The sequence below is a fragment of the Arthrobacter sp. OV608 genome (assembly GCA_900110595.1).
Classification (GTDB): domain Bacteria; phylum Actinomycetota; class Actinomycetes; order Actinomycetales; family Micrococcaceae; genus Arthrobacter.
The window spans coordinates 302207-327795 of sequence record FOEZ01000004.1 but is presented as its reverse complement, the minus strand read 5'-3'; the positions used below and the strand labels follow the sequence as shown (position 1 = coordinate 327795).

18 protein-coding genes and 1 tRNA gene are annotated in these 25589 nt (G+C 66.6%); 13 read left to right on the top strand and 6 right to left on the bottom strand.

The genetic code is table 11. The annotated features are described in order from the left end of the window. Nucleotides 1-27: 27 nt before the first annotated feature. Nucleotides 28-1506 (top strand): adenosylhomocysteinase, encoded by a 1479-nt coding sequence (gene ahcY / locus BMX78_RS08000; RefSeq protein WP_091418433.1) that lies wholly within the window; start codon nucleotides 28-30, stop codon nucleotides 1504-1506. Between the two features lie 63 nt (nucleotides 1507-1569). Beyond that, nucleotides 1570-2808 carry a L,D-transpeptidase gene (locus BMX78_RS07995; RefSeq protein ID WP_091418431.1) on the top strand — a complete coding sequence of 413 codons (1239 nt, stop codon included), beginning with the start codon at nucleotides 1570-1572 and terminating at the stop codon, nucleotides 2806-2808. A gap of 16 nt (nucleotides 2809-2824) precedes the next feature. Here the strand turns inward: BMX78_RS07995 and BMX78_RS07990 are convergent, their stop codons facing one another. Beyond that, on the bottom strand, nucleotides 2825-3625 hold the full coding sequence (locus BMX78_RS07990) for an RDD family protein (RefSeq protein ID WP_091418535.1): 801 nt from the start codon (nucleotides 3623-3625) through the stop codon (nucleotides 2825-2827). A 67-nt stretch (nucleotides 3626-3692) separates the two neighbouring features. Between BMX78_RS07990 and BMX78_RS07985 the strand changes: the two genes are divergently transcribed. Both BMX78_RS07985 and BMX78_RS07980 read left to right on the top strand, forming a co-directional pair. Continuing rightward, a complete protein-coding gene (locus BMX78_RS07985) occupies nucleotides 3693-4685 on the top strand; it encodes a stage II sporulation protein M (RefSeq protein ID WP_211482557.1) in 993 nt (330 codons plus the stop codon). A 126-nt stretch (nucleotides 4686-4811) separates the two neighbouring features. Continuing rightward, nucleotides 4812-6017, top strand: a complete 1206-nt coding sequence (locus BMX78_RS07980; RefSeq protein ID WP_091418533.1) for a TIGR01906 family membrane protein — start codon at nucleotides 4812-4814, stop codon at nucleotides 6015-6017. Here the strand turns inward: BMX78_RS07980 and BMX78_RS07975 are convergent. Together BMX78_RS07975 and BMX78_RS07970 are read right to left on the bottom strand one after the other, a co-directional pair. Then, nucleotides 6008-7837, bottom strand: coding sequence for an AMP-dependent synthetase/ligase (locus BMX78_RS07975; protein ID WP_091418428.1), 1830 nt, complete (start codon nucleotides 7835-7837; stop codon nucleotides 6008-6010). The two genes, BMX78_RS07980 and BMX78_RS07975, sit on opposite strands and share 10 nt — an antisense overlap. Before the next feature lie 65 nt (nucleotides 7838-7902). After that, nucleotides 7903-9630: a dolichyl-phosphate-mannose--protein mannosyltransferase gene (locus tag BMX78_RS07970; protein ID WP_091418427.1), complete on the bottom strand. Its 1728-nt coding sequence runs from the start codon at nucleotides 9628-9630 to the stop codon at nucleotides 7903-7905. 45 nt (nucleotides 9631-9675) lie between these two features. On the opposite strand from BMX78_RS07970, the gene rsmI reads away from it, so the two are divergent. After that, the gene (gene rsmI, locus BMX78_RS07965; protein WP_091418425.1) at nucleotides 9676-10611 is read left to right on the top strand and encodes a 16S rRNA (cytidine(1402)-2'-O)-methyltransferase; all 936 of its coding nucleotides are present in this window, start codon (nucleotides 9676-9678) and stop codon (nucleotides 10609-10611) included. 185 nt (nucleotides 10612-10796) lie between these two features. Then, on the top strand, nucleotides 10797-12296 hold the full coding sequence (locus tag BMX78_RS07960) for an NAD-dependent succinate-semialdehyde dehydrogenase (RefSeq protein ID WP_091418423.1): 1500 nt from the start codon (nucleotides 10797-10799) through the stop codon (nucleotides 12294-12296). A gap of 65 nt (nucleotides 12297-12361) precedes the next feature. Here the strand turns inward: BMX78_RS07960 and BMX78_RS07955 are convergent, their stop codons facing one another. Genes BMX78_RS07955 through BMX78_RS07945 form a run of 3 tightly spaced genes read right to left on the bottom strand, consistent with a single transcriptional unit; the run spans nucleotide 12362 to nucleotide 17413 of the window. Beyond that, a complete protein-coding gene (locus BMX78_RS07955) occupies nucleotides 12362-14845 on the bottom strand; it encodes a transglutaminase TgpA family protein (RefSeq protein WP_091418422.1) in 2484 nt (827 codons plus the stop codon). Next, nucleotides 14842-16278, bottom strand: coding sequence for a DUF58 domain-containing protein (locus BMX78_RS07950; protein ID WP_091418420.1), 1437 nt, complete (start codon nucleotides 16276-16278; stop codon nucleotides 14842-14844). Before BMX78_RS07950 ends, BMX78_RS07955 begins: the two co-directional genes overlap by 4 nt. A gap of 10 nt (nucleotides 16279-16288) precedes the next feature. Continuing rightward, a complete protein-coding gene (locus BMX78_RS07945) occupies nucleotides 16289-17413 on the bottom strand; it encodes an AAA family ATPase (protein ID WP_091418418.1) in 1125 nt (374 codons plus the stop codon). 164 nt (nucleotides 17414-17577) lie between these two features. On the opposite strand from BMX78_RS07945, the gene BMX78_RS07940 reads away from it, so the two are divergent. The 7 genes from BMX78_RS07940 to glmU all read left to right on the top strand — a co-directional run bounded on the left by BMX78_RS07940 (nucleotide 17578) and on the right by glmU (nucleotide 25589). Next, nucleotides 17578-18483, top strand: a complete 906-nt coding sequence (locus tag BMX78_RS07940) for a TatD family hydrolase (protein WP_091418417.1) — start codon at nucleotides 17578-17580, stop codon at nucleotides 18481-18483. A gap of 281 nt (nucleotides 18484-18764) precedes the next feature. Continuing rightward, the gene (locus BMX78_RS07935) at nucleotides 18765-19946 is read left to right on the top strand and encodes a resuscitation-promoting factor (protein WP_091418415.1); all 1182 of its coding nucleotides are present in this window, start codon (nucleotides 18765-18767) and stop codon (nucleotides 19944-19946) included. Between the two features lie 123 nt (nucleotides 19947-20069). Beyond that, nucleotides 20070-20942, top strand: coding sequence for a 16S rRNA (adenine(1518)-N(6)/adenine(1519)-N(6))-dimethyltransferase RsmA (rsmA, locus tag BMX78_RS07930; protein ID WP_091418414.1), 873 nt, complete (start codon nucleotides 20070-20072; stop codon nucleotides 20940-20942). Further along, nucleotides 20939-21901 carry a 4-(cytidine 5'-diphospho)-2-C-methyl-D-erythritol kinase gene (locus BMX78_RS07925; RefSeq protein ID WP_091418412.1) on the top strand — a complete coding sequence of 321 codons (963 nt, stop codon included), beginning with the start codon at nucleotides 20939-20941 and terminating at the stop codon, nucleotides 21899-21901. Before rsmA ends, BMX78_RS07925 begins: the two co-directional genes overlap by 4 nt. 35 nt (nucleotides 21902-21936) lie before the next feature. Beyond that, nucleotides 21937-23766, top strand: a complete 1830-nt coding sequence (locus tag BMX78_RS07920) for an ABC-F family ATP-binding cassette domain-containing protein (protein ID WP_091418410.1) — start codon at nucleotides 21937-21939, stop codon at nucleotides 23764-23766. Nucleotides 23767-23930: 164 nt separating this feature from the next. Then, nucleotides 23931-24002, top strand: a tRNA-Gln gene (locus BMX78_RS07915). A 108-nt stretch (nucleotides 24003-24110) separates the two neighbouring features. Continuing rightward, nucleotides 24111-25589, top strand: a complete 1479-nt coding sequence (glmU, locus tag BMX78_RS07910; protein WP_091418408.1) for a bifunctional UDP-N-acetylglucosamine diphosphorylase/glucosamine-1-phosphate N-acetyltransferase GlmU — start codon at nucleotides 24111-24113, stop codon at nucleotides 25587-25589.

The window sequence follows — 25589 nt, the reverse complement described above, 5'->3', positions numbered from 1 at the left end:
TCGCCGGACCAAGTAAAGGATTCACCCATGGCTTTTGATTACAAGGTTGCCGACATTTCACTGGCTGAAGCCGGCCGGCACCAGATCCGCCTCGCCGAGCACGAGATGCCCGGCCTGATGTCCCTGCGCGAGGAGTTCGGCCCCAGCCAGCCGCTCAAGGGCGCCCGGATCGCCGGATCCCTGCACATGACCGTGCAGACCGCCGTGCTGATCGAAACCCTGACGGCCCTCGGCGCCGAGGTCCGCTGGGCTTCCTGCAACATCTTCTCCACCCAGGATGAAGCCGCTGCCGCCGTTGTGGTGGGCAAGGGCACCGTGGAGGATCCGCAGGGCGTGCCGGTGTTCGCCTGGAAGGGCGAAACCCTCGAGGAATACTGGTGGACCGCGGAGCAGATCCTCACCTGGCCCGGCGCCGGGTCTGATCCGGAGCTCGGCCCCAACATGATCCTGGATGACGGCGGCGACGCCACCATGCTGGTGCACAAGGGTGTGGAGTTTGAGGCGGTGGGCAACGTTCCCTCCGCCGATCCCACCGATTCCGAGGAATACGGAATCTTCCTGGAGGTCCTCCGCCGCTCCCTCGCGGCTGACCCCAAAAAGTGGACCCGTACGGCCAACACCATCAAGGGCGTCAGCGAGGAAACCACCACCGGCGTACACCGCCTCTACCAGCTGGCCGAACAGGGCAAGCTGCTGTTCCCGGCCATCAACGTCAACGACTCCGTCACGAAGAGCAAGTTCGACAACAAGTACGGGATCCGCCACTCCCTCCCGGACGGCATCAACCGGGCCACCGATGTGCTGATGGGCGGCAAGGTCGCCGTCGTCTGCGGCTACGGCGACGTCGGCAAGGGCGCTGCCGAGGCCCTCCGGGGCCAGGGCTCCCGGGTCATCGTCACCGAAATCGACCCCATCTGCGCCCTGCAGGCCGCGATGGACGGCTACCAGGTGGCCAAGCTCGAGTCCGTCCTGGCCCAGGGTGACATCTTCATCACCACCACGGGCAACAAGGACGTCATCATGGCCGAGCACATGGCGGGCATGAAAAACAAAGCAATCGTGGGCAACATCGGCCACTTCGACAACGAAATCGACATGGCCGGGCTCGCGAAGGTCCCGGGGATCAGGAAAGTGGAGATCAAGCCGCAGGTCCACGAGTGGGTGTTCGACGCCGGAACGGCAGCCGAGCGTTCCATCATCGTCCTGTCCGAAGGCCGGCTGCTGAACCTGGGCAATGCCACCGGGCACCCGTCCTTCGTCATGAGCAACTCGTTCGCCAACCAGACCATCGCCCAGATCGAGCTGTGGACCAAGAAGGACCAGCCGGAAGGCCAGCGCGAGTACGAAAACCAGGTCTACGTCCTGCCCAAGGTCCTGGACGAAAAAGTTGCACGCCTGCACCTGGACGCCCTGGGTGTGGAGCTCACCGAGCTGACCAAGGACCAGGCCGAGTACCTGGACCTCGACGTCGCCGGCCCCTACAAGCCCGAGCATTATCGTTACTAAGAAGTAAAGCGCCCGGGGGCCAACGGCACCCGGGCCGTTACTTTTTGCACCTAGGATCAAAATATGGAGCCTGAAGTCAAGCCCCGCCGCCCGGGCAGAACCAAGAAAATTCTTGTGGTGGTAGCGGTGTGCCTCCTCGCCGCTGTCGGCGGCGTGTTCTCCGCGGTGGCGCCGGGAATCGCCCGCGGTGCCATTGAATCCGAGGCAGGCTCCGCCGTCAGGACATCCCCCGGCGTCGCTCTGCCGGTCATCGCTCCCGTTAAACTGGACGCCGCGCCGGCCAACGGTGCCAAGCAGGTCAACCCTGCCGCCCCGGTGTCACTGAAGGTGGCCAACGGCACCATCGAGCGCGTCACACTCACCAGCACTTCAGGGGAGACCGTCGAAGGCAGCATCGACGCCGAGGGCACCGGCTGGACCGCAGCCGGAGCATTGAAGTTCAACACGGACTACAGCTACACCTTCGTGGTCAAGGACAGCGCCGGACGCGAGGCAAGCACCACCCAAACCTTCAGCACCGTCTCCAGCACCCATGAAGCCGATGCCGCCATCTACCCCCTGGACGGCATGAAAGTGGGTGTGGGGCAGCCCCTGCAGATCACCTTCAGTGAACCTGTCATTAACCGCGACGCCGTGGAGAAGGCCATCACCATCTCCAGCAGTGCCGGCCAGGTGGGCGCCTTCCACTGGTACAGCGACACCATGGTCCGGTACCGGGCCGAAAACTTCTGGGCCGCAAACTCCACCATCACCATGGACATGAAGCTCTTCGGCGTGGACCTGGGCAACGGCCAGATCGCCAACTTCAACAAGAAAGTGAACGTTGCCATTGGCGACAAAAAGGTGGCTGTGGCGGACGCCACCGCCCATACCTTCACGCTGAGCGTCAACGACCAGGTGGTCAAGACGCTGCCGGTCAGCATGGGCGACAAGCGCTTCCCGTCTGCCCGGGGTTACGGCGTGCTGATGGAGAAGAAACGCTATGACCACTTCCGGGCCTCAAGCATCGGATTGAAGCCGGACGACCCCGCCTACTACGGCGACGTGGACGTCGAATACACCATCAGGCTGACGCTCAGTGGGGCCTACATCCACCAGGCCCTGCCGTCCGCGTTCCCCTTCATCGGCAACACCAACGTCTCGCATGGCTGCATCGGGTTCGCTCCCGACGGCGCCGCCTGGGTCTTCGACAACATGGGCACCGGCGACGTGGTCCAGATCATCAACACCGAGGGGGACTACGCGGCCCACACGGACGGCTTCGGCGACTGGAACATCCCCTGGGGCGAATACAACAACTAGCGCCCGGCCGCAGCGGCTAACTGCTGAAGGGCAGCCGCTGCAGCCTCTCGCCCGTCTCAGCGCTCCGCCGTCGTGCCTTGCCCAGCCTCGCCAGGTCCCTGGTGCGCCGTTCGGCAACGACGGCGGCAAGGTAGTCTTCAGGGCTGGTTCCCGCGGGCGGGGGAGGGGCCACGTGGGCCGTGAGTTCGGTGGCAATTGACTCGGCCATTCCGGCCCTGGAGAACGGCGCCATGCGCCCTGCCTGCCGGATGAATTGGGATGCCCGCCGCGCCGTGGCATCCGGGAGCCTGCCGATATCCGCCGTGGCCGCCCAGGCTGCCAACCGGGGCGGAACGAACACCGGCGCGGACCGTTCCACCGGTACCCGGCTCCGGATGGCGTAGGTCCCGGCCATCAGGTCGCCCAGCCGGCGTGACCTCTCGTTAAAGAGGGCCACGGCAATGGCCAGGCCGCCGAAGGTCAAATAGATTTCGAGGAATCCGGTCAGGCCGCGGATGAGGGCGTGGCGGAAGCGGATGGCGCCGCCATCCTCCCGGACCACCCGCAGGCCCGCTGCAAGTTTGCCCAGCGAGAGCCCGCGGCTCAAGGTCTCGATGGCCACGGGAACGATCACCAGGCAAAAAACCACACCGGCAAGGACCAATGCCCGCTGGGCGGCCTCGTCCAGGTCTTCACCGGCGGCCGATATCCCCACCAGGATCAGCACGAGCAACACGATGCTCAACGCCATGTCCAGGAGCAGGCCCAGGGCACGGGCCGCGAAGGAGGCGGGACGCAATTCCAGGACGACTGCTTCGCCCGTGACGATCGAACTCATGCTGGTCCCCGTTCCCCGCATTTGATGTTGCAGACGCAAGTCTAGTGCCGGGCGCTAGGCTGATGCCGTGGATATGGACGCGTTCTCCGCCATCAATGCGGACAGGTGGTCCCGGCTGCACGAGCTCGCCTACAAGGCCAGGCTCACCGGGTCCGAGGCAGACGAACTGCTGGCCCTGTACCAGTCCACGTCCGCGCATCTGTCCCTTATCCGGTCCCTGGCTCCGGAAAGCGGCCTGTCCGCGTCCCTTTCGGCGACGCTGGCGCAGGCCCGCACCCGTTTCACCGGAGCACGCTCGAACGTGATGGCGGACCTGGCGCGGTTCTTTGGGGTGGCCCTTCCTGCCGCCTTGTACCGCCTCACCTGGCTTACCCTGGCGTGCGGTGCCGTGTTCGTCCTGGTCGGTGCCGTATATGCCTTGTGGATCAGCGGGAATCCCGAGGCGCTGCGGGCAGTGGCATCCGAAGCGGCGGCGCGGCAGTACATCGAGGAAGACTTCATCAACTATTACTCGGAGAACCCTGCCGCATCCTTCGCCGGAGCAGTCTGGACCAACAACGCCTGGATCAGCGCGCAGGCCGTAGCCCTGGGGATCACCGGCGTGTGGGTGCCCATGATCCTGTTCGCCAATGCCCAAGGGGTGGGCATTGCCGCCGGCATCTTCGCCGCGGCCGGCAAGTCCGACGTTTTCTTCAGCTACATCCTGCCGCACGGGCTGATGGAGCTCACTGCCGTGTTTATCGCCTCCGCCGCCGGCCTCCGGATTTTTTGGGCCATGGTGTCCCCGGGCCCGCGCCCCCGGGGAAGGGCCGTGGCCGAGGAAGGCCGGTCATTGGTCACCGTTGCCCTGGGACTGGTCCTGGTACTCTTCGTCTCCGGCCTGGTGGAAGGGTTCGTGACGCCCAGTGCGCTGCCGGTATGGGCAAAGATCGGCATCGGAGCCACGGTCCTGGGCGGGTACTGGCTTTACGTGGTGGTGTGTGGCCGGCCCGCGTACCTGGCGGGGGGGCGCGGTGACCTTCGCCGTGAGGATGCGGGCTATTCCGACATCACTGCCTGAATCGTTGTAATCCTGCCGGGGTGGTTCCTCGCCCAGCCCGAATTCCGGACGGTAGGCTCGTCAACAGAGAAAACGCGCCGGTGGACCCGGAACCAGGTGCGAAGACCAACGGAAGTGGACGCTGCTGTGAAAGACGAAACTCCTGCCCGCGCCCGGCGAGCCGAGCCGCAGCCGGACCCGATCCTGGACACGTCCGGGGATTCTGCCGAGCCGGCGTTTTCCTGGATGACCGGGGCCACAGACGCTGAACGCCCGGCCATCGATGACGCCCGTGAACCCGTCAGTACAGAATCCGCAAGCGCTCATTCCGAAAGCACCGTTGAACCTGCCGGTGTCGCTGATGCCCACCGCGGCACGCCGTCCCGGGGCGCGGTGGATGCCCACGGTTCCACAGCTGCGGCCGGCGCGGCTGCCCCAGGTACAGGCAAGGTGGAGCAGCCGGAAAGCCGGGCGGACCGCAAAGCCGCTGAGGCCGCCGGCGAAGACCCGGAGGCCTCGTCCAGCCAGGAAAGCTCACCCGAATTCCGTGAGCAGCTGCCCACCTCGGCCCTCCAGGTCCGCCCGCCCCAGGAAGAAGTGGAGCGCCGCAATGCCCAGCGGGAGAGCGCCGCAAACGTCAAACCGGTGGCTCCCCGCGTGATGCAGGTCCTGCTCGCCATCTTCTTCCCGCTGGTTTTGCTGATCCTCGCCGTCCGCGCCGTCACCAGCCCCCTGTTCCTGTGGGTGGAATACAACCGCCCCGGATTTCCCGGCGACGGCTACGGGTTCAGCACCGACGACAGGATGACCTACGGCTCCTACGCCGTGGACTACCTCAGCAACTGGGCCGGCCCGCGCTACCTGGGGGACCTGGTGCACCGCAGCGGGGACAAGTTGTTCAAGGACGGCGAAGTCAGCCACATGGCGGACGTCAAGCTGGTAATCCTGTCCACGTTCGGTGCCGGTGTGCTGCTGGTCCTGTTCTGCCTCATCGCCATCCTGTACCTGCGCAGGCGCAGTTCCGGCGGCGTCCGGAGGGGGCTGTTCGCCGGCTCCCTCATCACGCTGGTGCTGATCCTGGGCCTGGGAACGCTGGCAGTGCTGGGATGGCAGCAGTTCTTCACCGAGTTCCACAGGATCTTCTTCGCCGAGGGCTCCTGGACGTTCAGTATGGATGACACCCTGATCCGGTTGTTCCCCGGCCAGTTCTGGATTGACGCCGGAATGGTGATCGGGGGCCTGGTAGTGGTGACAGCGCTGGTGACCCTGATCCTTACCTGGCCCACCCGCCGGCGGCGCGGCCTGGTACCGGAGAAAACCGGGGCGGCCGGGCAGCCAGCGGATCAGTTGTAAAGCTTGCCGATTTCGGCTTCGAAATCGCGCACCACGGTGTTGCGCTTCACCTTCAGCGACGGCGTGAGGTGACCGGATTCGACCGTGAACTCCGCGTCCAGCACGGCGATTTTGCGGATGGATTCCGCTTTGGACACCAGCAGGTTCGCCTGGTCCACCGCTTCCTGCACGGCGGCCGCCACCTGTGGATCGCCGGCGGCCTCCCTGATGGACCGGGCCGGCAGGCCGCGCTCCGAGCACCAGTTCTCCAGGCCCTCGGGATCGAGGGTCACCAGGGCTGAGATAAACGGCTTCCCGTCACCCACCACCACGGCATGGCCCACCAGCTGATGTGCCCGGATTTTTTCCTCGAGGGGTCCGGGCGCCACGTTTTTTCCGCCGGCGGTGACCAGCAGGTCCTTCTTCCGCCCCGTAATGGTGAGGAATCCCTGCGGGTCCAGTTCCCCAAGATCGCCGGTACGGAAGAAACCGTCCACAAAAGCCTCAGCGTTCGCTGCCTGGTTTGCGTGGTATCCCCGGAAGACACCAATGCCCTTAACCAGGATCTCCCCGTCCTCGGCTACCCGGATGGTGGTGCCTGGAATGGGGATGCCCACTGATCCCACCCTGGTACGCGCCGGGGTGTTGGCTGTGCACGGAGCAGTGGTCTCGGTCAGCCCGTAGCCTTCCAGGACCGGGATCCCGGCGCCGCGGAAGAAATGGGCGTCCTCCGGGCTCAGCGGGCTGGCGCCGGAAACGGTGTACCCCACCTGGCCGCCCATGGCCTGGCGGAGCCGCGGGTAGAGCAGCCTGTCGAAAATTCCGTGGCGGATCCGGCACAGCAGGCCGGGCCCAATTCCCTCGCCCCGGCTCTTCAAATCCTCGGCACGGGAGTATTCAATGGCCGTGGCGGACGCCGCACCGAACAGCCGGGCTTTGCCCCCTACTGCCGCCTTGTGGGCCGCGGCAGCACGGACCTTTTCAAAGATCCGCGGAACCACCAGGAGGAAGGTGGGCCTGAAGGAGCCCAGGTCTTCCAGGAGCTCCTTTGCGCCCGGCGAGTGCGCCAACGTGGCACCTGCCGTCAGGCAGACCACCTGCACCGCCCGGGCCAGCACATGGGCCAGAGGCAGGAACATCAACGTCCGCGCCTGCTCCTGGAGCAGCAGCTCTGGAAGGAAGGCAACAATGTTCTTGGCTACGAGGGCGAAGTTGCCGTGCGTGATTTCGCAGCCCTTGGGCTTGCCCGTGGTCCCGGAGGTGTAGACCAGGGAGGCGACGTCGTCCAGCACAGCCTTGCTCCGGTGCCGTTCCAGCTCGGCGTCCGTGACGCCCGTTCCTGCAGCGGCGAGGCTTGCGAGGTTGGGGGCATCGCCGTCGAAATCCATCCGGACCACGTTGACCAGCCGGTCCCGTAGCAGGGACGAGCCGGCCAGGACACCCGCGACGAGCTCCACCTTGGCCCGGTTTTCCGCGAACACGCGCCGGACTCCGGCGTCGTGGAGGATCCATTCCACCTGGCTGGCGGAGGACGTCTCGTAAATGGGCACCGTTACTCCGCCGGCGAACCAGATGGCAAAATCCACCAGCGTCCATTCATAGGAGGTGGCCGACATCACCGCCACGGTGTCACCGGGCTCGAGTCCGCCGGCGATGAGCCCCTTGGCAAGGGCGCTGACATCCTGCAGGAACTTCTGCGCCGGAACGTCCACCCAGCCGTTAGGTCCCTTGCGCCGGTACAGGGCACGCGCAGGATTGGCGGCCTCCTGTTCCAGCAACAGGTCAGTGACGTTGCTGGCAGCGTCAAGCTCAACCAGCAGCTCCGTGCTCGCTTCTCTCACAGCAGGTCTCCGTTCCGCTGCCACGCCGCGGCAGCGGCTCCTTCGGGGTCTCCTGACATCCTGCCCTAGATCCAGGACGGCATCCACATCCGGAGCCTCCACTGCTGGTACGGAATGATCTCGGCAGCCCAGACCGGGTAGAAGAAGGCCGACAACAGGATGGCCGCCGCCACAAACACGACCACCAGGTACAGCCCGGACCGGCGGCGCCATGGCGGATCCGTGGTTTTCCCCAGGACCAGGCCCAGGCAGTAGACCAGGGCAAGCACCAGGAACGGTTCGAAGGAGACGGCGTAAAAGTAGAACATGGTCCGTTCGGGGTACATGAACCATGGCAGGTATCCGGCGGCCATGCCGGCAAGCACGGCCCCTGCCCGCCAGTCACGGCGTCCTGCCCACCAGAACAGGAGCACCACCAGAGAAATGGCGGCCGTCCACCAGATCAACGGGTTCCCTACGGACAGGATGGCGGAGGTGCACCGGTCAAAGTCGCAGCCCGGGGTGCCGCGCTCGGGGGACTCATAGAAGAACGACGTCGGCCGGCCCATCACCAGCCAGCTCCAGGCACTTGCCTCGTAGGGATGCTCCGAGCCCAGGCCCTGATGGAACTTGTACGCTTCCAGGTGGTAGTGCGCGAGGGACCGGACCGAGTCCGGCAGCCAGCCCCACTCCGCGGAAGGATTGCTTTGCGCCCAACGGCGGAAGTAGGCGTCCTCGGACCGGAACCAGCCCGTCCAGCTCAGGGCGTAGGCCACGGCAGCAACCGGAACCATGCCCAGGAATGCTGGTACACCGTCTTTGATGATGCCGCCGCTGATCCAGCCGCGGATACCCGCCACCCGGCGCGCATTGAGGTCCCAGAGCACCGTGAGGATACCGAACGCGGCCAGGAAGAACAGCCCGGACCACTTGGTCCCCACGGCGAGGCCCAGGCAGAGGCCTGCCGCAATCCGCCACCAGCGGACCCCCAGCCAGGGCCCGGCCAGGAGCTGGACTGGAGTGGGACGTCCGCCGCTGGCCTCCGCCTCCCGGGCAAGCCTGGCGGCCAGCCGCCGTCGTCCGTCATCCCGGTCCAGCAGCAGTGCGCCGAACGCCGCGAGGACCCAGAACATCAGGAAGATGTCCAGCAGCGAGGTGCGGGACATCACCAGGTGGTGGCCGTCCACGGCAAGCAGGAGGCCCGCGGCGCCGGCGAGCGGAAGCGACCCGAAGAGCTTCAGCGCGATGAATGACAGGAGCAGGATGGACAGGGTTCCGGTCAGGGCTGCGGAGAAGCGCCAGCCGAAGGAACTGTCCGGGCCGAAGAGCCACATGCCGGCGGCGATCATCCATTTTCCCACCGGGGGATGGACCACGTATTCGGGCGAGTTCAGGAGCACGCCGGGGTTTCCGGCGTTGAAGGAATCGTTGGCTTTGTCCGGCCAGGCCCGTTCGTAACCGCTCATCAGGAGCGAGTAGGCGTCCTTGACGTAGTAGGTCTCGTCGAAGACGAGCTTGTGCGGTGTTTCCAGCCGGACGAACCGCAGGACCCCGCCCGTCACGGCCGTCAGGACGGGAACCAGCAGGAACCACAGGCGCAGCGACGGCGGGTAGTCGCGCCACTGCTCCCGGTGGCCCAGCAGCCGGGTCCGGAGGGATTCGGCGGTAAATGCCTCGGCCGGGCGGCTGATCCATGGCCGGGCCGGGGCGTTTCCGGGCTGGCCGCCGGCAGCTGGAGAGCTTGTGCTGGACGCCGCGGGTGTGGCGTGTCCGGCCCCGGCTGGCCGCGTCGAGGTCTGCGTCACGAGCCCCATGCTACCTTTTGCGGCTGGCAGTGCCCGCAGCAGTAGGCTGGTGGCGTGGACCCTAACCCCAGCCCCTTCCCTGATTCCGGCATTGCACCCTCCAGCCTGGCCGGTGGAGAACCCGCAGGGGATGCAGCGGTGGCGGCACCGGGCCAGGGGGCCGGGCGCATCGTGCTCGCCGCCACGCCGATCGGGAACGCCGGTGACGCCTCCGCCCGGCTGGTGGAACTGCTGGCGACGGCGGACATCGTTGCCGCTGAGGATACCCGCCGGCTGCACCGGCTCGTACAGAACCTGGGGGTCACGGTGGCAGGGCGGGTGATCAGTTACCACGAGCACAACGAGGCCGCCAAGACTGCCGAACTCCTCGACCAGGTCAGGGCTGGAAAGACGCTTGTTATGGTCACCGACGCGGGAATGCCGTCGGTATCCGATCCTGGCTTCCGGCTCGTGGAAGGTGCTGTGGCGGCCGGACTCACCGTCACCGCTGTTCCCGGGCCATCGGCAGTCCTGACGGCCCTGGCGCTGTCCGGCCTGCCGACCGACCGCTTCTGCTTCGAAGGGTTCCTGCCGCGGAAGGCCGGTGAAAGGGCCTCACGCCTGGCCGACCTCGCCGGGGAGCGGCGGACCATGGTGTTCTTCGAAGCGCCGCACCGCCTCGAAGCCATGCTGCGGGCCCTGCGGGAACGGTTCGGCCCTGAGCGGCGGGTCGCCGTCTGCCGCGAACTGACCAAAACCTATGAGGAAGTCATCCGCGGCTCCCTGGCCGAACTCCTGCAGTGGGCCGAAAGCTCTGAGGTGCGTGGTGAGATTGCGGTGGTGCTGGCAGGGGCACCCGAGCAGGCCGCCGGAACACCGGAGGACCACGTGGCTGCGGTCAACGAGCTGGTGGCGCAAGGCATCCGGCTCAAGGAAGCCGTTGCCGCTGTCGCGGAGGATGTCCGGGTGAGCAAGCGGGAGCTCTATTCAGCGGTCCTGGCTGCCCGCTGAGGCACCCCCGCTTGCCCGCGCTGAGGGCTGTGCAGGTGCACAGCCTTTCCCTCTTGAGGTAGTGCGTAAAGGCGTAGACCGGCCCGCTGCCCGGCAGTAGTCTGGCACTAATCAGCCCGTATCACAGCGGCCGTTCCGGCCACCTGCCCGCGGGCTGCAATAACCCTACTGACGAGGGAGTCATCGTGACTGTCACTGCACAGCCGGCCGTTTCCGCAGAACGCGAAAGCGCCCTTTTGGCCTCTGTTCCCACCGGCCTGCTTATCAATGGTGAGTGGCGGGCCGCCGCTTCCGGCAAGACGTTCGACGTCGAAGATCCGGCCACGGGCAAGGTGCTGCTGACCATTGCCGACGCCGGTCCCGAAGATGGTGCCGCCGCCCTGGATGCCGCCGCTGCCGCACAGGAGTCCTGGGCGAAGGTCCCGCCCAGGGAGCGCGGCGAAATCCTGCGCCGTGCCTTTGACCTGGTCACCGAACGCGCCGAGGATTTTGCGCTGCTGATGACCATGGAAATGGGCAAGCCCCTGGCCGAGGCCAGGGGAGAAGTGAGCTACGGTGCCGAGTTCCTGCGCTGGTTCTCCGAAGAAGCCGTCCGTGCCTTCGGCCGCTACTCCGTCTCCCCGGACGGCAAGTCCCGGCTGCTGGTGACCAAGAAGCCGGTGGGCCCGTGCCTGCTGATCACGCCGTGGAACTTCCCGCTGGCCATGGCCACCCGTAAGATCGCCCCGGCCGTCGCCGCCGGCTGCACCATGGTGCTGAAGTCCGCGAACCTCACGCCGCTGACCTCCCAGCTGTTCGCCGCCGTGATGATGGAAGCCGGCCTGCCCGCCGGCGTCCTGAACGTCATCCCCACCTCCACAGCCGGCGCCACCACCGGGCCTCTGATCAAGGACTCCCGGCTGCGCAAGCTCTCCTTCACCGGCTCCACAGAAGTGGGCCGCCGCCTGCTCTCCGACGCCTCCGAAACCGTGCTGCGCACCTCCATGGAACTCGGCGGCAACGCCCCGTTCGTCGTCTTCGAGGACGCCGACCTGGACGCTGCCGTCGCCGGCGCCATGCTCGCCAAGCTGCGGAACATGGGCGAGGCCTGCACCGCGGCCAACCGCTTCATCGTCCACGAATCCGTCGCAGCCGAATTCGCGGAGAAGTTCGCCGCGAAAATGCGCGAAATGACCACCGCCCGCGGCACCGAACCGGAGTCCAAGGTGGGCCCGCTGATCGATGCCAAGAGCCGGGACAAGGTCCACGAACTGGTGTCCGACGCCGTTGCCTCCGGCGCCACAGCGGTTGTGGGCGGCGGACCGGTGGAGGGCCCGGGCTACTTCTACCAGCCCACCATCCTCTCCGGCGTCACCGAAGGCACCCGGATCCTGTCCGAGGAGATCTTCGGCCCCGTCGCCCCGATCACCACGTTCAGCTCTGAGGATGACGCGGTGCGGCTGGCCAACAACACCGAATACGGGCTGGTGGCGTACGTCTTCACGAAGGACCTGAACCGCGGCATCCGGATGGGTGAAAAACTCGAAACCGGCATGCTGGGCCTGAACGCCGGCGTCATCTCCAATGCCGCAGCGCCGTTCGGCGGCGTCAAGCAGTCCGGCCTGGGCCGCGAAGGCGGCCTCGAAGGCATCGAGGAATACCTCTACACCCAGTACATCGGCATCGCCGACCCCTACGCCGGATAGGCTACCCGGCGAGCGAAAGCCGCTGCCTGTCCTGGCGCGCGAACCGCTGGATCGGAGGGCCTGTATCAGGAATCTCCGGACCAGCGCGCAGACCAGGTGCGGGCGGCGGCTTTCGCCGCCTGGCCGACGGCAACCCCGGCAGCCCGGAATGGCACAGCCAGCAGGCGTCCAAACCGTCCAACAACCGACGCCGGCAGCCAGGCTGCGTGCAGCCGGCGCAGCGTGGGGGAGTTGGCCCGGAATGCCGATTCAAGAGCCGCGATGCGGGCAGCGGTGATTTCGCTGCTCCGGGAGGCCTTCCGCGCAGTTTCCGGCTGGTCTGCTTCAGGCTCCCCGCCCAACGGCGGGCCGTATTTCTGGCGTTCGAAATCGGCGGTCAACGCGGCCGCTGCCTGGTGGGCGGCCTCGTCCATCCCGCCTGGTTCGCCCAGCAGTTGGGAGCCGCGCAGCCTGGCGGAGTACGCCCGTGGAGTCTCGCTCGGCTGGGGCGGCAGGCCGTAGTCGGTCCCCAGGTCCACCATTTCGATCCACGCCAACGGCACGGCAGCGGCGGGATCGGCTGTCCTGAGCCGCCGTGCCCGGATGCCTGCCCGGATCAGCCGGGGGCTTGCGGCAAGCAGCGCAGCCCCCAAAAGCGCTCCGATACCTGTCAGCCAAGGAAGGAGTTGGCTTCCGGTGTCCGTGGTGACGCCCGCCTCCGGGCCGGGCAGCGGAGCGGCGCTCGGCGCTGGTGCCGGAGCAGGTGTGGCTCCCGGGACTAAATCGTCACCATTGTCCAACGCGTTGGGGGCCGAAGAGGCGGAGGTCTCGGTGGCGTAGTCCGGCACCACGCCGCGGGACGGTGTGGGCTCGAACGGGACCCAGCCCAGCCCCTGGAAGTAGAGCTCCGGCCACGCGTGGGCATCCCTGGCGTCCACCTCGTATTCAGGCAGTGCACCCTGACCGGCCACGGATACGGTGGCGCCCGTCAGCCTGCCCGGGGCGTAGCCCACGGCGATCCGGCTGGGGATTCCCTCGAGCCTGGCCATCACCGCCATGGCGGACGCGTAGTGGATGCAGTAGCCGCTCTTCTGGTTCAGGAAGTCCGCAAGGACCGAGAGCCCGTTTCCGTCATAGCCACCCTGCACGGGGGACTGCAGCGAGTAGGTGAACTCCGCGGACCGCAGGTACTTCTGGATGGCCATCGCTTTGTCATAAGGCGTGGAATCGGAACCCGCGACCGTGTCCGCCGTGCGACGGACGATGTCCGGAATGTTTCCCGGAATCCGGGTGAAGTCATCCGCTATGCCCTGCACAGGTGCCGAAGACCTGGCCAGCAGCCCCGCTGTCACCTTTGGCACGGTGGAGGTGACCAGGTACTCCTGCCGGCGTGAGGTGGTGTCGGTCCCCTTGATGCTCAAGGTGGCAGGATCCCAGGTCCACCGTCCTTCCAGGCCCCGCACGGATTCCGGTGCGTAGGGGACGGGCAGATAGGGGCTGGTGAATGTCCCGGCATCGATGGCCGTGACCAGTTGCTGCATGTCGGGCACCGCATACCCGGGGTCGATCTGGTTGCCCAGCGGGCGCCGGGAAGCGTTGCGGTCATCGGGGCCCCAGGAGTCGCCGTCGAAATTGTCCACGGTGACAGAACGAAGGTACAGCGGGGCAGGGGAGTTGGTGGCATAGGTGATGCGGCCGCTCCCGGCAGGTGTCCGCAGGCTGTTGCCCAGCGTGATCATAGGATTCAGGCCGGTGGACTGGCCCCATGGATTAATCCGCGAGCCTTGGGGGAAGGTGCCCTGGTCGAATCCCGGAATGGCCAGCGGCAGAACCAGGGTGGCGGCCACCGCCACCGCCCCGGTCAGGACTGCCCGCCGGACCTGGCCGGGACTGCGCGCGGAATCGGCCGGTGTCCGCGCGTCCGGGACGTACCACTGGCTGCAGGCCAGGATCATCAGGTACCCGGCCACAACGGCTGCAAATGCCCAGAAGCCAACGCTTTGGGGCTTGATCATTGCCGGCACCACCAGGATGGCCAGCAGCCCCACCCCGGTGGCGGCGGGCATGCCGAGTGGTACGGCCAGCGCGTCCACCAGGATGACGGCCAGGCCCAGGACCACGCAGATGACCATCACGATGCCCACGTTGGGTGCCACGGGGGCCGTTTCGGAGAGAACGGTTTCGCTGGCGCGGCGGATCAGCCGGTCAAGCTCGGACAGGCTGGCTCCGGTGGGAAGGATGCCCGCGAAACTGGAGCTGCGGAAGAACGTCAGCGTCAAGATGGCGGCCAGGGAAAGGAATCCGCCGGCGGTCACCAGCAGCGGTTGCGCCCTGACCGAACGCAAGACCGCGAGCGTGAGGCTGACCACCAGTACCGTGGTGAGAACCGGCCAGTACCAGGCCCAGCCCCGCAGCACTCCGTTCAGCGACACAGCCGCGCCTGCCACCGCGAACGCAATGGACCCTGCCATCACCCACGGATAGGCCCCTACCCGTGGGCGTCCCGGCGTTCCTGCCGGTGCCGGCTGTTGCCGGTCAGTCCCGGGCTTCCTTGCAGGTGCAATGGTCATCGGGCCACCCCGGCTCCGCGCCGGACCTCCGCCGCCGGTGGTTCCGGCACGGCAGGATCCTGGTCGAACTGGTTCCAGGCCGCCGCCACGGATACGCTGGGCGCCACGGCCGCAGCCCGCCAGCCTCCCTGCCGGAGCTTTTCAAGGGCATCCTCGAACTCCGCCGGCCGCTCCGCCACCAGGATGGCAAATGCGTTGGTGCCGTAGCCTGCGGCGGGCGCAAGGGACAGCGCCTCCAGTGCGGAGATCCTGCCCAGGACGGCAATCACCGGGCCCCGCATGCGGTGGGCGGAGAGCTTGTCCATGAGGTTGTCATCAAAAGGCGGGGGTCCTGCCTCCTGGCCATGGGATTCCCTGGCGCCAAAGAAGTCCCTGCGGCCCGCCCCGCCGTGCAGGTGGTGGGGTCCGGTGAGCTGGATTGCGGCGAGGCTCTCTGCGATGGACTGGAGCCCGGAGGCTCCGGTGTACTCTTCCAGCTCGGGTTCCGGAGCGGAGAGCGAACGCAGGAAGGCCGGTTCCCCGCGCGCATCCAGGAGCCGCAGTGCGTAATTGCGTTCGGAAAGGTGGGCGCTGATGGACATCGCGGCTACCACCGCCCACTCGAAGGTATCGCTGCTGATCATGGTGTGGCCGTCCTGGGCCGCGTTTCCTGCCGGGGCGGCGCCGGAGCTGCCGGAGAACGCCCCGAACCGGTGATCCAGGATGATGGTGGCCTCAGGCGTGGTGACGGATTCCTCCTGCCGCACCATCAGCTCGCCGTGGCGCGCGGTGGCAGCCCAGTGGACACGGCGCATCGGATCCCCGTGCCGGTATTCGCGGGTCATCACGTCGTCATCGCTGGGGTTGGCCCGGATCCTCGTAGCAGTAACGCCGTCGTTGCCCCGTGCCCCGGCCAACCCGGTCAACGGAAGGACGACGGCGGCAGGCGTCACGGTGAGGGTGTCGCCGTCGTCAATGGCCTGCCTGTGCAGCGACAGGCCAAACGGATCGGTGAACTCCGCTGTGACTGGCCCGATCAGGAACTGGCCGCGCTGGGCGGAGCGCAGGTGGTACTCATACCTGCTGGTGCCGCCGGTGGCGGAACGGGAAGGGAACCGGAAAGCCGGTGACTCGCCGAACCTGGCCGGCAGCCGTTCCTCCATGGTGGCGCGGCCGCTGGCCGACCCCGTCCGGGCCACCGCCAGCCTGACCGTGGTGGGTGAAGACGTCTCTACGGGCGAGGGGTTGAACTCGCGGTACACCTGGAACCGTGGTTTCACCAGCCGGATCCCGGCGAGGGAAACCAGCGGGAGGACAAAGAGGAGCACAGCAAGGCTCAACAGGTCCCTGCGGCCCATGACCTGGGCCGCGGCAAGCGCTGCTGCCCCCGCAGCCAGCATTCCCCAGCCGCGTTGCGTGAAGAGGTGTCGGGGCAGTCGGTCCAGCAGCGCCATGGAAATCCGCCTAGTGGTTCCTGCTTAAACCTGCCACCGGAGCGTTCCGGCCGGCGGGCGCGGAAGCCCTTGCCCCGGTATCCGCCGGCTTCTGCGCCACCGGCAGCCGGGACAGGATGCCGCGCAGGACGCTGTGTGCTGTTTCCCCGGCACCCGCCGCTTTCCGGTCCAGGATGATCCGGTGTGCCAGGACAGCCTCGGCGACGTCCACAACGTCATCCGGCAGGACAAAGTCGCGGCCGTCCAGAGCCGCAGTGGCCTTCGCCGCGCGCAGCAGCTGCAGCATGGACCGGGGGCTGGCCCCGAGGCGAAGCAGCGGGCTTTCCCGGGTGGCGCGGCCCACGGACACCGTATATTCCTTGACAGCCTGCGAGACGTAGACCTGCTGGACCGTGGCGATCATGGCGGCCACCTCGGCGGTGGTCACCACCGGGGACACCTTGGCCAGTGGTGACGCCGACTGGTGGGTCTCCAGCATCTCGATCTCGGATTCCTTGTCCGGGTATCCCATGGAGATCCGGGCCATGAAGCGGTCCCGCTGTGCCTCCGGCAAGGGATAGGTGCCCTCCATTTCGATGGGATTCTGCGTTGCCACCACCATGAACGGCTCATCCAGGCGGTAGGACTTGCCGTCCACCGTCACCTGGTGCTCCTCCATGCACTCCAGCAGGGCGGACTGGGTCTTCGCTGACGCCCGGTTGATCTCGTCGCCGATGACAATGTTGGCGAAGACCGCGCCGGGCCGGAATTCGAAGAGCCTGGAGGACTGGTTGTAGATGGACACACCCGTAACGTCGGAGGGAAGCAGGTCCGGGGTGAACTGGATCCGGTTCACCGTGCAGTCGATGGTCCGGGCGAGCGTTTTTGCCAGGAGCGTCTTGCCCACCCCCGGTACATCCTCCAGCAGCAGGTGGCCCTGGGCGAGCAGCACCGTCAATGCGAGCTTCGCGGCATCCGATTTCCCGTCGATGACCGTATTGACGGTGGTCAGGATCCGGTGGCTTGCCTCGTGGAAGGACGTGGCATCCATGGCAGCTGACCGGTGGCCGTTCAGGTGGCTTACGGGCTCTGCGATTCCTGCGAGATTGCGGTTCGCAGCGCTCACATCGTTGGCAGTGCGTCGGTGGGATTCCATCGGCAACCTTTCAGCCCGGGGTTCACCTGGACGGGACAGCTGGCCCTGCCTTCGCCCGTCGGTGGGCGTCCGCATGTGTTCGTACCAGACTACTAACACAACTGCCACCACAGACAGAGAGTTCCAACAAATATGGGGCTGCACTGTCGGTTTAGGCTTGATGGATGTGCAATCCGCTGATCCCCGCCGCGTACCGTGCTCCAGCTGCCGGTGATGCGCCGGAATCCGAACGCTCCAGGCAGCGGGAGTTTCCTCCGGCTCCTGAGCCCTTGCCGGTGCCCGTTATGGACAACCACACCCACCTCGACTTCCCGGACGGAGAGGCGCCGGTGGGGATCAAGGAAGCCCTTGACGCTGCTGCGGCGGTAGGCGTCCAGGGTGCCGTGCAGGTGGGCTGCGACCTGGAATCATCCCGGTTCACGGTGCAGGCGGTTGACCTGGATGAACGGCTGCTGGGGGCAGTGGCGCTCCACCCCAACGATGCGCCGCGTTATGCCGCGCGGGGCCAGCTGGAAGAGGCACTGGCAGAGATCGAGCAACTGGCTGCCCATCCCCGGATCCGCGCCATCGGCGAAACCGGCCTTGATTTCTTCCGGACCGAGGGAGAGGGCCTGGCCCACCAGCGCTACTCCTTCCGCCGCCACATCGACATCGCCAAGCGGCTGGACCTGACATTGCAGATCCATGACCGCGACGCCCACAGCGATGTGGTGCAGGTGCTCAAGGAAGAAGGCGCCCCCGAACGGGTGGTTTTCCATTGCTTCTCAGGCGACGAGGAACTGGCGGCGATCTGCAACCGTGAAGGCTGGTGGATGTCCTTCGCCGGGACGCTGACGTTCAAGAACGCGGCCAACCTGCGGGCCGCGCTCGCCGCAGCGGACCCGGCACTCCTGCTGGTGGAAACGGATGCTCCTTTCCTGACCCCGCATCCCCACCGGGGGAGGCCCAACGCCAGCTACATGGTCCCCTATACGGTGCGGGCCATGGCGGAATTGACAAGCCGGGACCTCGCCGGGCTATGTGCCGACATCAGCGAAAACACCGTGCGCGCCTACGGAAAATGGGATTAAGAACACATTTCCTGGCCTGCCGCAGGCATATACCTGGTATGCAAATTTCTTGGCGGCTTTATAACGCTACGGTTACAGTGGAAAACTATTAGCCGGGGTCGGGGAAGGCCACCGGATAAGTTCACTTCTTCCGCAGCGGATATGCCGGGCCTCGTCCCGGCTTGCCCGCAGGCAGGAGTGTGGCGGCGCGACGGTGCCCGGACTACCCCTCCTCGAGGTGGTGCCCGGGCATTTTATTGCGCTCTCCCCGTGCCCGGACGGAGCTAAAGTTACGGGCAATCGTGGTCAAGTTCTTCACAACGGACGGCAAGTTCAGCTTTTTCAAGGTTGGAACCCAGCTGCTGGTGCTGTGCGCACTGGTGGTGGGACTCGTAGCCTTCGTGGGCAATAACAAAACCATCACGCTCAACGTTGATGGCAAGGTAACTTCCGTTCAAACCTTCGGTGGAACAGTGGGGCAGGTCGTTAAGAGCGCCAACCTCGAACTGAAGCCGGCGGACCGGGTTTCCCCGTCCATCGACGCCACCGTCCAGAACGGCACTGTCATCAACGTGAACCAGGCCAAGGAAGTCAAAGTCAGCCTGGACGGCTCCGAAAAAACGGTGAACACCACCGCCCAGGACGTTGAAGGACTGGTCACCGAACTTGGAGTCGCAAGCGCGTCGTCCGTCTCGGTTCCCAAGGACGCACAGCTTTCAGTCGCTGGATCGTTCGTTTCCATCTCCACCCCCAAGTCCGTGAGCATCGTCGCCGACGGCAAGGTCCACGCGGCCACCACCACTGCCGCCACCGTGGGCAAGGTCCTGGAGGATGCCGGCCTGACCCTTGGGGCCAACGACCGCTCCTCCCAGCCCGCCAACGCCCACGTAGTCAACAACATGGTGGTCAAGGTCTCCCGCGTGGACGTTGGACAGACCGCAGTGACCACTGAGGATGTCCCCTTCAAGACCGAAACGGTGGAAAGCGCCGAGCTTTTGAAGGGTGAAAAGGAAGTCACCCAGGCCGGTGCCGCCGGCAAGCTGGAGAAGACCTTCAAGCTGGTGCTCGTTGATGGCCGCGAGGCATCCCGCACCCTGGTGACTGAGTCGGTCACCGCGCAGCCCGTCACCGAGAAGATCACCGTGGGTACAAAGGCCAAGCCTGTGGCCCAGGCCGCCCCGGCACCCGCAGCCAGCGCAAGTACCGGTGCCAACACCGGTGCGGCCGCTCCCGCCATGATGAACGAAGCCATGTGGGACAAGATCGCCCAGTGTGAATCAGGCGGCAACTGGTCCATCAACAGCGGCAACGGCTACTACGGCGGCCTTCAGTTCGACATCCGGACCTGGATCGGCTCGGGCGGCGGCGCGTACGCCCCCAACGCCAGCCTCGCCAGCAAGGCACAGCAGATCGACATCGCCAACCGGGTCTACGCGCAGCGCGGCCTCCAGCCCTGGGGCTGCGGCTGGGCGGCAAGCCGCTGACGCGCGGCACAACTGAAGCCACACCGCATCGCGGCCGGGGCCGGATCTTCCGGGCCCGGCCGCGGCACTTAACCGCGGCTTTCTCCGGCAGGGCGGTGCCGGCACGCGGGATAGGATACCTAGGTGACTGAACCCATCCCCGCCGCGCCCGCACCGCTGTTTGGTGCCTCCGATATACGCCGGCTGGCGGAAGAGATCGGCATCCGTCCCACCAAGACCCTGGGCCAGAACTTCGTCATTGACGGCAACACCATCCGCAGGATCGTAGCCGCCGCAGGTGTTGGGCCGGACGAAACAGTACTCGAAGTAGGGCCCGGCCTCGGGTCGCTGACCCTCGGCCTGCTGGACGCAGCAGCCGCCGTGGTGGCCGTGGAAATCGACCCTGTACTGGCTGCAAGGCTCCCCGAAACTGTCAAGGAATGGCGCCCTGCCGCCGTCGGAAACTTCCACCTCGTCCAGGCCGACGCCATGAAGGTCGCAGAACTCCCCGTCCAGCCCACCGCGCTGGTGGCCAACCTCCCCTACAACGTGGCCGTGCCCGTTGTGCTGCACCTCCTGCAGCATTTCCCCAGCCTCCAGCACGGCCTGGTGATGGTGCAGGACGAAGTGGCTGACCGGCTGGCTGCCGTGCCGGGCTCCAAAATCTACGGCGTGCCGTCCGTGAAGGCTGCCTGGTACAGCCACATGCGCAAGGCCGGCGTGATCGGGATGAACGTGTTCTGGCCGGCCCCCAAGATCCATTCAGGGCTGGTGTCCTTCACGCGGCACGAACCTCCGGCCACCACCGCCACCCGGGAACAGGTCTTCGCGGTGATTGACGCCGCCTTCGCCCAGCGCCGCAAGACCCTGCGCGCCGCCCTTGCCGGTTGGGCCGGCAGTGCCCCGGAGGCTGAGCGCTGCCTTGTCGCCGCCGGCGTCGATCCCACGGCCCGTGGTGAAGTCATCGACATTTCCGCCTTCGCAAGGATCGCCGAAGCCCGTGAGGCCCGCGCGTGAACGCCCTTCCGGGGCGCTTCGCGGCCAGGACCGTCAGGGCCAAGGCGCCGGGCAAGGTGAACGTGGCCCTGGACGTCGGCCCGCTGCGGCCGGACGGCTACCATTCGGTGGCCAGCGTTTACCTCGCCGTGTCCCTGTATGAGGAAGTCGCGGCCACCAGTACCGAAACACCGGGGATCACCGTCAGCCTGAGCCCGGACAGCACGCTGGACCTGGACGCCGTGGACATCCCCCTGGACGGGAACAACCTAGCCTTCAAGGCGGCGGCCATCATGGCGGACGTTTCCGAACGCCCAACGGGTGTCCACCTCGAGATCACCAAGCGCGTGCCCGTGGCAGGCGGCATGGGCGGCGGCTCAGCCGACGCCGCCGCAACCCTGCTGGCCTGCGACGCACTGTGGAACAGCGGCCTCTCGCGGGAGGAACTCGCCCATCTGGCTGCCGAGCTCGGTGCCGACGTCCCGTTCTCGCTGCTGGGCGGAACCGCCGTCGGCCTCGGGGTGGGCGACGAACTTTCCCCGGCGCTGGCCAAGGCGCAGACGGACTGGGTCCTGGTCACGGCGGATTACGGGCTCCCGACGCCAGAGGTCTACAGGACGCTGGACCGGCTGCGGGCGGCAGAGGGCATCGAAGGCGCCGAGCCCACCGGCGTGGACCCGCAGATCCTCACCGCCCTCCGCAGCGGGGACGCAGAAGCCCTCAGCCGCGTCCTGGTCAACGACCTCCAGCGGGCCGCGATCGAGTTGGCGCCCTCATTGCGCGATACGCTGGGAATCGGCGAATCACATGGTGCCGTTGCCGGGATTGTCTCCGGCTCGGGCCCCACCGTGGCGCTGTTGGCCGATGACCCCGTTGCCGCAGAGGGCCTGGCGGAGAACCTGCGGCGCTACGGCCTGACGGCTCTCGCCGTCCACGGCCCCGTTCCCGGCGCGCGCATCATCTCCGACACCGTCCTGTAAGACCTACAGTTTCCAGCAGCAGAAAGCAGTTCCCTTTGGCACACCTTCTTGGCGGCGAGAACCTCACCGTCTCCTACGCCACCCGCACCGTCCTGGACGGCATCACCCTCGGGCTTGAAGAGGGTGACCGCATTGGCATGGTGGGACGGAACGGCGACGGAAAGTCCACCCTGATGCGCCTGCTGGCGCTGCGGTCCACCCCTGATTCCGGCCGCGTTACCAAACGCGGGGACGTCAACGTGGGGTACCTGGACCAAAGCGACGTGCTCGACGGCGACCTGACAGTCGGTGCCGCGATCGTGGGGGACCAAGCGGATTACGAATGGGCGCGGAACCCGCAGATCCGCGAGATCATGGGCGGGCTGGTGTCCGACGTCGACTGGCACGCCAACGTCCACGCCCTGTCCGGCGGTCAGAAGCGCCGTGTTGCACTGGCCAAGCTCCTGATTGAGGACCACGACGTCATCATGCTGGACGAGCCCACCAACCACCTGGACGTGGAAGGCGTTGCCTGGCTGTCCCGGCACCTGAAGACGCGCTGGCGGGCGAACCAAGGCGCTTTCCTGGTGGTCACCCACGACCGCTGGTTCCTGGATGAGGTCTGCAACAAAACCTGGGAAGTACACGACGGCATCGTGGATCCCTTCGAGGGCGGCTACGCGGCGTACGTCCTGGCCCGCGCCGAGCGGGACCGCGCCGCTTCGGTGATGGAAAGCAAGCGCCAGCAGCTGGTCAAGAAGGAACTCGCGTGGCTGCGCCGGGGTGCCCCGGCACGGACCGCCAAGCCGAAGTTCCGGATTGAAGCGGCGAATGCCCTGATCGCCGATGTCCCGGAGCCCAGGGACTCCACCGCACTGAGCAAGATGGCCACCGCCCGCCTCGGCAAGGACGTGCTGGACCTGGAAAACGTCTCGCTGGACTTCCTCGGCGGCAGCGAAGGGCAAAAACTCTTTGACAACATCACCCTGCGCCTCGCGCCCGGCGAGCGGCTGGGGCTGGTGGGTGTCAATGGTGCCGGCAAGACCACACTGCTGAAACTGCTCAACGGCCAGATCGAGCCGACGTCCGGCAAACTCAAGCGCGGCAAGACCGTGGTCACGGCCGTGCTGACCCAGGAGGTCAAGGAGCTCGACGACGTCTCCGACCTGCGGGTGATCGAAGTGATCGAGCGGGAGAAGCGATCCTTCAACGTGGGCGGCAAGGAGTTTTCGGCAGGCCAGCTCGTGGAGCAGCTTGGCTTCACCAACGAGAAGCAGTGGACCCCGGTCAAGGACCTCTCCGGCGGCGAGCGGCGCCGCCTCCAGCTGCTGCGGCTGCTGGTGGGGGAGCCCAACGTGCTGATGCTCGACGAGCCCACCAACGACCTTGACACGGACACCCTCGCAGCAGTGGAGGACGTCCTTGACGGCTGGCCGGGAACACTTGTTGTGGTGAGCCACGACCGGTACCTCCTGGAGCGCGTCACCGACCACCAGATGGCCCTCCTGGGCGACGGCAAGATCCGCGCCCTGCCGCGCGGCGTGGACCAGTACCTGGAACTCCGGGAAGCCACCCTGGCTGGTTCCACCATTACCGGCGGCGGCAACCCCGTCACGGGCGGGACCTCCGGTGCGGCGGCTGCAGCCCCCGCCGGGCCTTCCGAAGCACAAAAACGCGACGCCCGGAAAGCGCTGAACAGGATCGAGCGCCAGCTCAAGAAGCTGGAACAGCAGGAAAAGAAGCTCCACGACCAGATGGTGAAGAGCACGGAGCAGTCCGATTTCGACGCCCTCGCCGAACAAAACAAGGAGCTCAAGGACCTCGCCGACGAAAAGGACGCGCTCGAGCTCGAATGGCTTGAAGCCTCCGAAGTCCTGGGCCAATAGGCTGCTCAGCCCGGCATCACGGTCCACTCCGGAAGCCGCCAGTCGCCGCCGCCTGGCGACCGTTGTGGCCCCTATGGTCCGTGCCGGGCGGCCCCGTGTCGCGCGGCGGCCCGAACCCGTGGCAAAATAGGGACTTGTGCCCGGGGCTTGCGCCTTCGGCACGGTCCGCTCTGGTGTAACGGCAGCACCCCGGCCTTTGGAGCCGTGGAGTATAGGTTCGAATCCTATGGGCGGAACTGCTGTGCCAGAAGCGTTCAGTCAGCACGACAAATCGGTTGCCCCGCCGGCTGGAAGCCGGGCGGGCGCCGCAAGCGCCAGCATAACCAAGCAAGGAGAGCCCGTACGTGATCCCCGAGAACACCGGCCCGGCCGCAGTCATCGTCCTGGCGGCAGGCGCCGGTACCCGGATGAAATCGCGTACCCCCAAGATCCTGCATGAAATCGGCGGCAGGTCCATGGTGGGGCATGCGCTCCTGGCAGCACGGAGCATCAACCCCCGCCAGCTGGCCGTGGTGGTCCGCCACGAGCGCGACCTCGTGGCACGCCACCTCTCCGACCTTGATCCGGCCGCGCTGATCGTGGACCAGGACGACGTCCCCGGAACCGGCCGCGCTGTGGAGGTCGCCCTGCAGGCCCTCGACGCCGAGCAGATCCTCACGGGAACGGTCGTGGTGACCTACGGCGATGTGCCGCTTCTTTCCGGGGACCTGCTGGCCGAACTGGTGGCCACGCACGAACGCGAGGCCAACGCGGTCACGGTCCTCACCGCTGTCCTGGACGACGCCACCGGATATGGCCGGATCCTGCGCGCCGAAGACGGCACCGTCACCGGCATCCGCGAACACAAGGATGCCTCCGATGCCGAGCGCCTCATCCGCGAAGTCAACTCCGGCATCTACGCCTTCGACGCCGCTGTCCTCCGCAACGCGCTGGCCCACGTCACCACCGACAACTCGCAGGGCGAAAAGTACCTCACCGACGTGCTCGCACTGGCCCGTCAGGCAGGTGGCCGCGTGGCCGCCGTCGTCACCGCAGACCGGTGGCAGGTGGAAGGCGCGAACGACCGCGTCCAGCTCGCTGCCCTCGGCGCTGAACTGAACCGCCGCGTCGTGGAAGCCTGGATGCGGGCGGGCGTCACCGTGGTGGACCCGTCCACCACCTGGATCGATTCCTCCGTGACCCTCGAAGAGGACGTCCGGCTCCTGCCCAACACCCAGCTGCACGGTGCTACCAGCGTGGCACGGGACGCCGTCGTTGGCCCTGACACCACCCTGACCGACGTCACCGTCGGCGAAGGCGCGAAAGTGGTCCGCACCCATGGTTCCGGCGCGGTCATCGGCCCGGACGCCGCCGTCGGCCCCTTTACCTACCTGCGTCCCGGCACTGTCCTGGGCGAAAGCGGCAAGATCGGCGCGTTCTATGAGACCAAGAACGTCACCATCGGCCGCGGCTCCAAGCTGTCTCACCTTGGCTACGCCGGCGACGCCGAGATCGGCGAGGACACCAACATCGGCTGCGGCAATATCACTGCCAATTACGACGGCGAGAAGAAGCACCGCACGGTCATCGGCTCAGGCGTCCGGACCGGCTCCAATACTGTCTTTGTTGCCCCGGTCACCGTGGGGGACGGTGCCTACAGCGGCGCCGGCGCGGTGATCCGCAAGGACGTTCCGGCGGGCGCGCTGGCCCTGACGGTTGCTGCTCAGCGCAACACCGAGGGCTGGGTGCAGGCCAACCGGCCCGGCACCCGCTCCGCCGAACTGGCCCAGGCAGCCACCTCACATTCCTCAAGTACCCCGGCATCTACAGAAGAGGGCAAGTAA